13 protein-coding genes are annotated in these 12,373 nt (G+C 32.5%); 9 read left to right on the forward strand and 4 right to left on the reverse strand.

Translation table 11 applies throughout. The features are described from left to right. The first annotated feature begins 77 nt into the window (after nucleotides 1-77). Nucleotides 78-527: a nuclear transport factor 2 family protein gene (locus QWY99_RS11155; protein ID WP_290265005.1), complete on the forward strand. Its 450-nt coding sequence runs from the start codon at nucleotides 78-80 to the stop codon at nucleotides 525-527. 67 nt (nucleotides 528-594) lie between these two features. Beyond that, the gene (locus QWY99_RS11160; protein ID WP_290265007.1) at nucleotides 595-1,431 is read left to right on the forward strand and encodes a mechanosensitive ion channel family protein; all 837 of its coding nucleotides are present in this window, start codon (nucleotides 595-597) and stop codon (nucleotides 1,429-1,431) included. 9 nt (nucleotides 1,432-1,440) lie between these two features. Here the strand turns inward: QWY99_RS11160 and QWY99_RS11165 are convergent, their stop codons facing one another. Further along, complete coding sequence (locus tag QWY99_RS11165) at nucleotides 1,441-2,133, reverse strand: hypothetical protein (RefSeq protein WP_290265010.1); 693 nt, start codon at nucleotides 2,131-2,133, stop codon at nucleotides 1,441-1,443. Nucleotides 2,134-2,377: 244 nt separating this feature from the next. Here QWY99_RS11165 and QWY99_RS11170 point away from each other — a divergent pair, with 244 nt between their 5' ends. The 4 genes from QWY99_RS11170 (at nucleotide 2,378) to QWY99_RS11185 (ending at nucleotide 5,921) form a co-directional block, all read left to right on the forward strand. Continuing rightward, a complete protein-coding gene (locus QWY99_RS11170; protein WP_290265012.1) occupies nucleotides 2,378-2,770 on the forward strand; it encodes a DUF1398 domain-containing protein in 393 nt (130 codons plus the stop codon). Nucleotides 2,771-2,900: 130 nt separating this feature from the next. Then, complete coding sequence (locus QWY99_RS11175; RefSeq protein ID WP_290265391.1) at nucleotides 2,901-3,755, forward strand: sulfurtransferase; 855 nt, start codon at nucleotides 2,901-2,903, stop codon at nucleotides 3,753-3,755. A gap of 18 nt (nucleotides 3,756-3,773) precedes the next feature. Continuing rightward, complete coding sequence (locus QWY99_RS11180) at nucleotides 3,774-5,006, forward strand: ATP-binding cassette domain-containing protein (protein WP_290265014.1); 1,233 nt, start codon at nucleotides 3,774-3,776, stop codon at nucleotides 5,004-5,006. A gap of 306 nt (nucleotides 5,007-5,312) precedes the next feature. Then, the gene (locus QWY99_RS11185; protein WP_290265017.1) at nucleotides 5,313-5,921 is read left to right on the forward strand and encodes a hypothetical protein; all 609 of its coding nucleotides are present in this window, start codon (nucleotides 5,313-5,315) and stop codon (nucleotides 5,919-5,921) included. A gap of 77 nt (nucleotides 5,922-5,998) precedes the next feature. Here the strand turns inward: QWY99_RS11185 and QWY99_RS11190 are convergent, their stop codons facing one another. The 3 genes from QWY99_RS11190 to QWY99_RS11200 form a co-directional block, all read right to left on the reverse strand. Beyond that, entirely contained in the window at nucleotides 5,999-7,525 is a 1,527-nt protein-coding gene (locus QWY99_RS11190) for a SulP family inorganic anion transporter (RefSeq protein WP_290265021.1), read from the reverse strand. Between the two features lie 503 nt (nucleotides 7,526-8,028). Further along, nucleotides 8,029-9,075 carry an RluA family pseudouridine synthase gene (locus QWY99_RS11195; RefSeq protein ID WP_290265023.1) on the reverse strand — a complete coding sequence of 349 codons (1,047 nt, stop codon included), beginning with the start codon at nucleotides 9,073-9,075 and terminating at the stop codon, nucleotides 8,029-8,031. Continuing rightward, the gene (locus QWY99_RS11200; RefSeq protein WP_290265025.1) at nucleotides 9,065-9,688 is read right to left on the reverse strand and encodes a PASTA domain-containing protein; all 624 of its coding nucleotides are present in this window, start codon (nucleotides 9,686-9,688) and stop codon (nucleotides 9,065-9,067) included. The genes QWY99_RS11195 and QWY99_RS11200 overlap by 11 nt, the downstream gene beginning before the upstream one ends. 290 nt (nucleotides 9,689-9,978) lie before the next feature. On the opposite strand from QWY99_RS11200, the gene QWY99_RS11205 reads away from it, so the two are divergent. The 3 genes from QWY99_RS11205 (at nucleotide 9,979) to coaD (ending at nucleotide 12,271) form a co-directional block, all read left to right on the forward strand. Further along, the gene (locus QWY99_RS11205; RefSeq protein WP_290265027.1) at nucleotides 9,979-10,950 is read left to right on the forward strand and encodes a D-alanine--D-alanine ligase; all 972 of its coding nucleotides are present in this window, start codon (nucleotides 9,979-9,981) and stop codon (nucleotides 10,948-10,950) included. 142 nt (nucleotides 10,951-11,092) lie between these two features. Beyond that, a complete protein-coding gene (locus QWY99_RS11210; protein WP_290265029.1) occupies nucleotides 11,093-11,701 on the forward strand; it encodes a hypothetical protein in 609 nt (202 codons plus the stop codon). Between the two features lie 111 nt (nucleotides 11,702-11,812). Further along, nucleotides 11,813-12,271 (forward strand): pantetheine-phosphate adenylyltransferase, encoded by a 459-nt coding sequence (gene coaD, locus QWY99_RS11215; protein WP_290265033.1) that lies wholly within the window; start codon nucleotides 11,813-11,815, stop codon nucleotides 12,269-12,271. The last annotated feature ends 102 nt before the right edge of the window (nucleotides 12,272-12,373 follow it).

Raw genomic sequence — 12,373 nt, forward strand, 5'->3', positions numbered from 1 at the left:
CCTCATCAATACGCATAGGTAGCTCCATATTTTGTGTGGGCTTATTATAAAATAGAAAACAATTAAAAAACATAATTATGAAAAAAGTAATCGTAGTTCTAATAACAATTGTATCATTAATATCATGTAATAACCAAAAAACACAAAATATGGATTCTAAAAACACCGAATTAGTAAAACAGTATTTTACACATTTCAATAATCATGATTGGAAAAAAATGGCAGAGATGTATATCCCAACAGCCGAATTTAAAGATCCTTCTTTAGGAAATGGAATCGTAAAGCAAACTCGTGCCGAAATAGAAAAAAAATACAGTGAGTTAAATCACATCTTCCCTGATTTAACCGATAAAGTAATTCAAATATACCCATCTGGAGAAAAACATGTAATTGTAGAGTTTGTTTCTAGCGGAACAGCTGAAGACGGCTCAACTTTCGAATTACCAATTTGTACAATTTTCACTATCGAAAACGGATTGATAACAAAAGATTTTACATACTATGACAATTTCGAAGAACAAGAATAACAAAACTAATTTACCAGAATGTAATAATCAGTTTTGTTTCCATTAAAAAACAGAAACAAAAATTTCAATGATAGATTTCATAAAAGACTTCAGACTACTTGTTGCCATTGTAATAATACTAATCATTACAATTGTGATAAGTACTATTGTCGACAAGCTTTTTATGCGCTTTATTCACCGTCGCTTAGGAATCAATGATTTTGACAGCACAGGATATAAATTTCTGAAACATTTGGTCATTACCCTAATTTATATTCTTGGGATTGCCTTTGCTTTAATTCAAATTCCAGAATTTAAAGTTATCGGACATTCATTACTTGCCGGTGCAGGAGTAATTTCGGTCATTGCAGGACTTGCTTCACAACAAGCGCTGAGCAATATAATGAGTGGGATATTTCTAGTCGTTTTTAAACCATTCAGAATAAATGATAAAATCACCATTAATAATTTTAGTGGTGTAGTCGAAGATATTAATTTAAGGCAAGTTGTTTTAAAAGACATGGAGAATAACCGTATTATTATTCCAAATTCAGTTATAAGCAATCAAATTATTCTAAACACAAACATGAATGATTCCAAATGCTGTAAAATAATTGAAATTGGTATTGGTTATAATTCAGATATCGATAAAGCATTAGAAATAATGAAAGAAGAAGTTGCTAAGCATCCGTTATTTATTGATACACGAACAGCTACAAACAAAAAGAATAATACTCCACTTGTTATAGCAAGAGTTGTAGCCTTAAAAGATTCAAGTGTAAACTTAAAAGTTTGGGCTTGGGCCAAAGATGCAACCGATGGATTTGTTTTATATTGTGATTTATTACACAGCATCAAAAATAGATTTGATGCTGAAAAAATAGAAATTCCTTTTCCACAACAAGTCATTACAATAAAGAAATAAGATTAAAAATTACTGAAACTTCAGTCCAAAATTTACCCTATCAAAAGTAGTGCTACAAGAAACAGCAAACCTTGCGATAGTATAGGAGCCAAAAATACCCTCAACTCCGTGTCCCGAATAAAATCCTCCTAGAGAGAAATTGTTTAACTGATATTTTAATGCAATATCATTAACCCTGCTACTCAATTGTCCAAAAACAATTATTCTAGGTAAAACTTCATAGCTAGCAAATAATTTCGGAGCTAATTTATTATAATAATCAAAACTTTCATCTGTATGGTAAGCATCTGCAACAGAATGCAAATTTTGCAAACTTCCTCCAATAAAATTATTTTCACTTAGGTGCCAAGAAGCGCTTAATCCAGTATACGTCCCATAATAACCATTTTGTGATTCTACATAACCAACAGAAATGGTTGCTCTGAAATTTTCACAAATTTTACCAATATAGCCAATATATGTTCGGTCAATTTCTGATTTATTAACTCCAGCTCCAAGAATAATATCATCAGCGGCTATTTTAAAAGCATACTGAAAATAAGCGGAATATTGATTCTCATTTCCAGCAACAACACTCCTGCCCTTATCGAGATCAATATTTGGAGAGATTAAAGTAGAGTTTATAACTGCGAAATCAAATGAATTAGCTTCTTGAGCAAATGTAGAGACGGTAAACAAGAGTAATAGTAATGTGTTTTTCATAATACTGATTTTGGCTTACAACATTCTATAGTAAATTTAAGTACATTTTTCTTATTAATAAAAACAATTCCTTCCAAATAACTCATTATCAGTTAAACTACACTGTTTTTATAGTTTCACTCTCCTAGAAAGAATCCTAAGCCATTTTTGTTAATTCCATTTTTTGCATTCATAAAAAGAAAATATACAGGCATAAATCGTATTTTTGAAACAATAAATATTTTTAACCCTAGCACAAATCAATATGTTTACAATAGAGCAAATTAAAGAAGCACACTCAAAAGTAAAAACCGGAGCCGATTTTCCAAATTACATTCAAGATTTAATCATTCTAGGTGTAAAAGGATATGACACCAATGTAAAAGATGGTACAGTAGAATATTATGGTGTTAACAATTTTAGAGTTGCTACAACTGATAAATACGATGAAATTAAAGTAGCTTCAACTGTTAATAAAGAACTTTTCTTAGAGTACCTTTTGCAACATCAAGATGGACAAACCGATTATATGACATTTTGCAACCAAGCTGGACAATGCGGCATAGCCAAATGGAGAGTCGATATTGTTGAAATGACTTGTACATACTATGACAAATCTGGAAATGAAATCGTAATCGAAAAGATTTCAGATCAATAAAACTTTCTCAACTAAACACTTGTTGCGTTAACTGTTATTATCATATTCCCTCTAAGAAAAATCATTAAGTTCAACAACTACTATTTTGATAACAGAGGGAAATTTAATTTTTACTTCATCTATAAATACAATGGCAAATCGATTATCACCAATCATAAATCCAGATGAATTAATAGCACTACAAAGATCAGAAATAGTAATTATTGATGCTAGAGCAGGAATTAATGCCAAAGAAAATTACACTGCATCACATTTACAAGGGGCACATTATGTTGATTTAAATCTTGATTTAGCAACTATCCCTTCAGATTCAGCCAATGGAGGAAGACATCCTTTGCCTTCATTAAAAAAATTTTCAGAAGTGCTATCAAAACTTGGAATAATACCAACTAGCCATGTGGTTATTTATGATGATAAAAATGGTTCAAATGCTGCGGCCCGTTTCTGGTGGATGTTAAGAGCGATGGGCCATGAAAAAGTACAAGTTCTCAATGGTGGACTACAAACAGCTATAAAAGCAGGTTTCCCAACAAAATCAGGAATTGAGGTTCTAGTAACAGCAGAATCATATCCAATCGCAAATTGGCAATTACATCAAGCAACTATTTCTGAAATTGACAAAGCAATCAACAATCAAAATACAATAATTATCGATGTGAGAGATAAAGATCGCTTTGATGGCTTAACAGAACCAATCGATTTAATTGCAGGACACATTCCGGGAGCTACAAATATCCCTTTTACGAACAATTTAAATGAAGATGGAACCTATTTATCTCCAGAAGTTTTAAAAGCGAAATACCAAGCTATAATTAGCAACACAAAACCTGAAAATGTAATTGTGCATTGCGGTTCAGGCGTAACAGCTTGTCATACTTTATTAGCTATGGATTATGCAGGATTACCAATTCCGAAACTCTATGTTGGTTCTTGGAGCGAATGGTCGAGAAATAACCGAGAAATGATTACAGCCGAAACAAAATAGATTTCTTAAATTGCACAAATGAATACGATACAACATTGGGACATACTTTTATCCAATACCGTTAATAAAAAAGCTTTTATTGATACCGTACTTGACGGAAATGCAACAGGAGAATTAGCTACTTTTAATTCCTTAAATGGGATTCTATTTTCGGATATTGCCATAGACAAATTCATTGAAAAAGAATACCAATATGATGTAATAGAAGCCACAACAACTTCAGAACGAAAACTAAGAACCTTCTCTTCGGGCGAAAGAAAAAAAGAGTTTTTGAATTATTGTGTAAATCAAAACCCTGATTATATTATTTTCGATAATCCGCTGGATCATTTGGATCATGCCTCTCGTATTACATTGGCAAATTCGCTGGAACAATTAGCTAAATCAGTTCGAATCATACAATTGGTAAATAGAGCTTCCGATTTATTTCCTTTCATTCATAACAAAGCACAAATTACAGACAACACATTTGTTTTAAACGAAATAAAACAAACCCAAACAAATACGAATTCAATAAAAGTTACTATTCCCAAACCATCTGAGCCAACAGATTACAATGAAGAAGTATTAATTCATATGAATGAAGTTTCGGTAAGTTATGACGAAAGAAAAATCGTTGATGCAATAACGTGGACAATCAAGAAAAATGAATTTTGGCAACTTATGGGGCCAAATGGCTCCGGAAAAAGTACAATTCTGTCATTAATCTCAGGAGATAATCCGAAAGGATACGGACAAGATTTGTATCTCTTCGGAAAGAAAAAAGGAAGCGGTGAAAGTATTTGGGATATCAAAAAGAGAATCGGATATTTTTCGACTTCAATGACCGATTTATTTCAGAAAAAACACAGTTTGGAACATATGATTCTCTCCGGTTTTTTTGATTCTATAGGCTTATATACTGAACCAACTTCATTGCAAAAACAAATTGTATCACAATGGTTAGAGGTAATTAAAATGAGCCATTTAAAGAATAAAACATTTACACAACTCTCTATCGGTCAACAAAGAGTTGCATTAATAGTTAGAGCTGTTTTAAAACATCCTCCTTTGGTTATTTTAGATGAACCCGTAGAAGGTCTTGATGATGAAAATGTCGCCTTGGTTATAGAACTAGTTAATCTTTTGGTTAAAGAAACTAATATGTCCATTTTATATGTTTCTCATCGCATTGAATCAGGCCTTACTCCTACTTCTATAATTGAACTAATTCCGTCACAAACAGGATCAGTCGGAAAAATCATAAGTTAGAAATCATAATTACAAGCAAACGTTCGTTAAATAAGAATCCATTAGGTGCAATTACTTCGACAATTCGCTTCCCTTGGGTAGTAAAAATTGCATTTAACACATAGAGACATAGTTCCGATTGCTATCGGAATAGAATTCATAATCAAAAGGCGATTTAAGAAAAAGAGCTTTTTTTTACATAGCTTATGCGGTTTATCTTAAGTGAAACGTCTTTTTTAGGCTTTGTAAACTATGTCTCTATCTGTTAAAAAAATCACACACAACGGATTAAGAATAATACATGCCTCAACAGAAAACAAATCACAGATGAAATTCAAATACACCCTATTACTACTATTACCATTATTAATAAGCTCTTGTGCTACCACGATTTCAACACCAAAAAAAGAATATCAATTAGCCAAACACAAACTCAAATCGCATTGGAAACCAGATTCAGAAAAATGGTTGATGCAAAATGACACATTAATTGGCAATGGAGGCCCTATGATTTGGGCTACAATAGTATCTAAAAAACAGCTTCCTAAAAATTATGAAATAACTTTTAAAGCAAATATGACAAAAGAGTCCCTGTTTGAAATAATGCTAAATTTAGATCATGAAAAATACATCCGAACCTATCTGTATCAAATAAATCAGAATATAATTATTGGCAGAGGTAAATACGTCGAAAACAGCAACAAATACGGTGACCGAGGTGGGCCAACTTTATTTTCTAAGCCAATGAAACTAGAAAACAACCATTGGTATTCGATAAAAATTAGAGTATTAAACAATCAATTGTCCTTTTCTGTAGATGATGATACGACATTAGAATGTTCAATCGAAAAAAGTAACTTAAGCCAACACGGTAAACTAGGATTTATAACCAATGGAGAAGTAAAAATAACAGACTTAATTATAAAAAGTATTTAAACCAAAATAGGAAATCTCGAAACAATGAGATTCCTATTTTTATTTTTTAAGTACTGCAAAAAAATCATTTCTAATCTTTAATCAGTAGCAATTTTATAAGTAGGATCATCAACGATGTCAACAATAATAGCAGCGTTTTTAAGCAGTAACCTGCAGTCTTCGCTTAAATGATACAAACGAACCTTTTTATTTACTTTAGCATAGCGCTCAGTAATTTTATTTACTGCATCAATAGCGCTCATATCAACGATTTTACTTTCTTTAAAATCTATAATTACTTCATTAGGATCTTCGTTAACATCAAATTTCTCCATAAAAGCCATTGTAGATCCAAAAAAGAGAGGGCCGAATATCTCATAATGTTTTACTCCATTATCATCAATATATTTACGAGCACGAATACGTTTGGCACTTTCCCAAGCAAAAACTAAAGCCGAAATAATAACTCCTATTAAAACTGCCAAAGCCAAATTATGTAAAAAAATAGTAATTACAGCAACCACAATTCCAACAAAAATATCATGCTTAGGCATTTTATTAATGATTCGGAAACTCGCCCATTCAAATGTGCCAATTGCAACCATAAACATAACTCCTACCAAGGCTGCCATAGGTAATTTCTCAATTACAGGAGCACCAAATAAGATAATAGCAAGTATCGTTAGCGAAGCAATAATTCCAGACAAACGCGCTCTAGAACCAGCCGAAATATTAACCAATGTTTGTGCAATCATAGGACAACCACCCATCCCAGAGAAAAAACCATTTACAATATTAGCACTTCCTTGAGCAATGCACTCCCGATTTCCATTTCCTTTAGTTCCAGTCAATTCATCAACTAGATTTAACGTTAGCAAACCTTCGGTCAAACCAACCGATGCCATGATTAAAGAGTAGGGAAAAATCAATTGTAATGTTTCAAGATTAAAATTAATATTAGGCAGATGAAAAGAAGGAAAACCACCGCTTATAGAAGCAATATCAGCCACTGTTTTCGTTTCAATTCCAAAACCAAGAACCAATCCAAAAACAACAATAATTGCTACTAACGAAGCAGGAACAGCCTTAGTGATTCTAGGAAACAAGATTACAATTGCAATAGTCAAAGCAACTAATCCCAACATAATAAACATTGGACTTCCCGATAGCCAAACAGACTCCCCATTAACCTCTGTTTTAAATTGTTTCAATTGCGACATAAAAATCACAACAGCCAAACCATTTACAAAACCATACATTACAGGCTGCGGAACCAACCGAATAAATTTTCCCCACTTAAATAATCCTACCAAAATTTGTAAAACACCGGCCAAAGCCACAGCAGCAAAAACATATTCCAAGCCGTGCGATTTCATCAAAGCAATTAATACAATTACTGTTGCTCCTGCTCCACCCGAAACCATTCCGGGACGACCACCAAAAACAGCCGTAATCAATCCCATGATAAATGCAGCATACAAACCAACCAATGGAGGAAAACCAGCTAAAATAGCAAACGATAGCGATTCGGGAATCATAGTCATAGCCACAGTCAAACCAGCTAAGATTTCTGTTTTATAATCTACTTTTTGTCTAAAGTCAAATAAGTTAAAATACTGCTTCATTATTTAAATGTAAGTGGGTGAAATTAAAAACTAATAAAAAGTCATTTCCTCATCTGTAATAAATGTTCACCCATAATTATTAGTGCTACAAAAGTAACTAATTTGAAATGCACATCAATACATAATCAACATTACAGCTCCTATAAAATCAATGAATCATTAACGAGACAAACCAGTTAGATATAATTATTTTCACACATAGAAACATAGTTTAACAAAACTCAAAAAAGACGTTTCACTTAGGATAAACCACATAAGCTATGCGAAAAAAAATATTTTTTCTAAAAGCAACCTTTGATTATTAACTTTATTCCAAAAGATTACTATCAGAACTATGTCTCTATGTGTTAAATGCTTTTTTTACAACCCGAGCAGTAATTAAACCAAACATCTTAAATATAATAATCTATGTTACTAGTTAGCACATTTATTATTATTCCCAAAACAAAGAAAAATCAATTTTTAAACATAAAAAAAGTCCCAAATATTGGGACTTTATATTTTTAACTCACGTCTTCATCAGTATTGTGCGATTTAGAGTAATTCCTCCATTTTTCGATACAATCCTTAAAATCATCAGGTAAATCAGTATCAAAACGCATCATTTCACCAGTAGTAGGATGAACAAAACCTAAAGTTTTAGCATGCAATGCCTGTCTAGGTAAAGCTTTAAAACAATTATCAATAAACTGTTTGTATTTTGTAAACGTAGTTCCTTTTAAAATCAAGTGACCACCATAACGCTCATCATTAAAAAGCGGATGCCCAATATGTTTCATATGCGCACGAATCTGGTGTGTTCTACCCGTTTCAAGCTGACAAGAAATTAAAGTAACATAACCAAAACGCTCTAAAACTTTATAATGCGTTACAGCAGGTTTACCAATCTCAGGATCAGCAAAAACAGCCATTTGCATCCTGTCTTTCAAATGTCTGGCAAGATTTCCTTCAATAGTTCCTTTCTCCTCAACAACATTACCCCAAACCAAAGCAATATATTCTCTTTCAGAAGTTTTAGCTTCAAATTGTTTAGCAAGATGCGTCATAGCAGCTTCCGTTTTGGCAATAACCAAAAGTCCCGAAGTATCCTTATCAATTCTATGAACCAATCCCGGACGCTCGCTACTATTCATTGGCAGGTTATCAAAATGATGCGCCAAAGCATGAACCAAAGTCCCAGTATAATTACCGTGACCAGGATGTACAACCATTCCAGGCTCTTTATTGATTAACAACAAAGCATCATCTTCGTATACAATGTTTAACGGAATATCTTCTGGAATAATATGATTTTCATACGGAGGATGAGTTAACATCACCGTTACAACATCAAATGCTTTTACTTTGTAATTTGACTTTACAATAACGTCATTTACAAAGATGTTACCCTCTGTTGCAGCATTCTGAATTTTATTTCTTGTTGCATTTTGTATTAAGCCCATTAAATATTTGTCGATTCGCAAAGGGGATTGCCCCTTAGGAACTTCAAATCTAAAATGCTCATACAACTCTTCTTCTAAATCTAAACTATCGGTATTATTATTGTTCATTTGGTGTATTTTCGTCTCCAGGTACTGCTAAAGAATCTGCTGGTTGACTTTCATCTAAATAACTTGCTTTTCCATCGCCTAAAACCAAATCAATTTTTGATGATTTCAGTACGCGATCTCCCACTTTTAAATTTCTTCCTTTGTAACGCATCTCCAAAACCATGTCTTTTCCAAGGTTCGGAATATACGTAATTGTTCCCTCTTGAAGTCCTAATGCCTTTAAGGTTGGCACAGCTTCACGGTACGTTTTCTCAATCAAATCAGGAATACGAACTGATGAAAAACCAGAAGAATTTATTTTAATATAAATCTTTCTTCCCACTTTTACTTTCGTTCCCGGCAAAGGATCTTGCTCAACAACACTGTATTTAGGGAAATCACTTTTATAATCTACACTATCCAAAAGTACGTAATCTAAATCAAGACCATCCAATTTTGCCTCAACTTGCTCTTCCGTCAATTTTTTCAAATCAGGTACTTCAATTTCATGTCCATGATCAGTTGTAAATGTTAACCAATGCATAAACAAATACCCCAAAACTGCAATAATTGCAATAGCAATTAGTATTTGCGTAAAAAAAACTCGACTAGTTAGATACTTACGTAAACTCATAAATTTATTTTTATTTGTGGCAAAGATAAAGATTTCGTTTCAAAAAAAATGATAATTTTGTTTAATACAAGAAAGCAACCTGATAGTCATCCTTATATCACTCCTAGTAGGGTCAAAGAATGATTTTAGGAGCTATTTCCCGCTATTCGCTATATCTTTTTTATGTAAAAAAAACATAAAAAAGGATGTCGCTACTATCGGGGCTAAAAAACAAACTGTTTTCATAACAACATACAAATCAAGAAATAAAAGAAAGCTACCTAGCTTGCAACAGCATAAAAAAGAAAAACATGAAAAACATTGCCATTATCATGGGAGGATATTCTAGCGAATATCAAATATCACTAATCAGCGGAAACGTAGTATACCAATACCTAGATAAAACCAAATACAACGGTTTCCGAATTCATATTTTCAAAGAAAAATGGGTTTACGTAGATGAAAAAGATGCCGAATTCCCAATCGATAAAAATGATTTTTCGGTAACAGTAAACGGAAACAAAATCACATTCGATTGCGTATTCAATGCTATTCACGGAACACCAGGCGAAGACGGATTAATGCAAGCTTACTTTGAGTTATTAAGCTTACCACAAACATCATGCGATTATTACCAAGCAGCGCTTACATTCAACAAGCGTGATTTACTATCTGTTTTAAAACCATACGGAATAAAAACTGCTATTTCTTACTATCTAAACAAAGGTGATATTATCAATACAGACGAAATAGTGAAGAAAGTAGGTTTACCATGTTTTGTAAAACCAAATAAAGCAGGATCAAGCTTCGGAATTTCAAAAGTAAAAACTGCAGCCGAACTTCCTATTGCAATCGAAGTTGCTTATAAAGAAGATAACGAAATCATCATCGAAAGCTTCCTTGACGGAACAGAGGTTTCTGTTGGAGTAATTAACTACCAAGGAAAAGTTATCGTATTACCAATCACAGAAATAGTTTCAGACAATGATTTCTTTGATTACGAAGCTAAATACGAAGGAAAATCACAAGAAATTACACCGGCAAGAATCTCAGATGAGTTAACGCAAAAAGTGAGTGAAGTTGCAAAACGTGCTTACGAAGTCTTAAAAATGAAAGGATTCTCAAGAAGCGAATTCATCATCGTAGACAACGAACCGTATATGCTAGAAATGAATACTATTCCTGGTTTAACAACAGAAAGTTTGATTCCGCAACAAGCAAAAGCAGCTGGAATCACATTAGAAGATTTGTTTACAAATTCAATTGAGTTGGCTTTAGCGTAGCCAAAAAAGATTCTAAATAACTAAGGTTCTGAGATACTAAGATAAAAAACTTAGCACTCAGAATCTTTTTCAGATAATATTGCCATTCAGAAGAACAAGGAATCACACAATAAACACGGCATCAAAAAATAAACTTCCATTTATGTTAATTAACTTAGGTCGTAAGATAAAAACACTACAGACAGGAATAATTAAAAATTCATCATGCCCAAATTGCAGTCACAAAAACGGTTTGAATTTTTCAATTTATGGTGGCTATGTAAATATTATTATTGTACCAACATTCCCTATAAGACGTACAATAATTGTAGAATGTAACAATTGTAAAAAGACATATAAACTAGGTGAATTACCTGCTAAAATTAAAGACAACTTTAAGGAACAATATAAAAAGAATCCAGTAAAAACCCCAATATGGCAATACTCAGGTTCTTTTATATTAATCGCTATACTGTCATTTGCCATTTACACAGGCATTCAAGCTAAAAAATTAGAAAAGGAATATATACAAAACCCTCTAATTGGTGATGTTTATCTTCTAAATAACGATGGGCATTATACTACCTTAAAAGTTAAATCAGTTTTAAACGACAATGTTACCATATACATTAATGATATGGAAGTGAGTAATTATTCGGGAATTGATAAAATTAATGTTGATGAAAATTATAATCAAATACAGTCCTTTACAAAACAAAATCTAAAAGAGCTGTTTGATAAAAATGTCATATATCAAATAAATCGTGATTAAACAATTTCTATCTAAATTAAAGAGATATTTTACAAAACCTCAGAACCATTTAAGATAAGTCATAACTTAGCAACTTAGTCACTCTGAACCTCTGAACCTTAAAAAAAAGAAATGAGAAAAGCCATATTCCCGGGATCATTCGATCCAATTACACTTGGACACGAAGATATTATCAAACGAGGGATTTCTTTATTTGATGAAGTCATAGTTGCAATAGGTGTAAATGCAGAAAAAAAATACATGTTTTCACTCGAAGAAAGAAAGCGTTTTATAGAAGAAACATTTAAAGACGAGCCCAAAGTAACTGTTATTACTTATGAAGGACTTACTATAGATTTAGCCAAAAAACAAAAAGCGCATTTTATTTTAAGAGGTCTGCGCAATCCTGCCGATTTCGAATTCGAAAAAGCAATTGCACATACCAACAGAAAACTTTCTAAAATAGAAACCGTGTTTTTATTAACCGCAGCAAGTACATCATATATCAGTTCAAGCATCGTTCGCGATGTATTACGAAACGGTGGTGAATACGAAATGCTAGTTCCAGATGCAGTTAGGGTACAGAAGTAATACTGTTTTAAAACATATATTTGCAAAACGTAGGATTTAACTATATTTTTACAAAAGCACTATTTAAATTAAATAGTGCTTTTTTTTTTATAAACCAAAACC

The organism is Flavobacterium branchiarum (assembly GCF_030409845.1).
In the GTDB taxonomy this organism is placed as follows: domain Bacteria; phylum Bacteroidota; class Bacteroidia; order Flavobacteriales; family Flavobacteriaceae; genus Flavobacterium; species Flavobacterium branchiarum.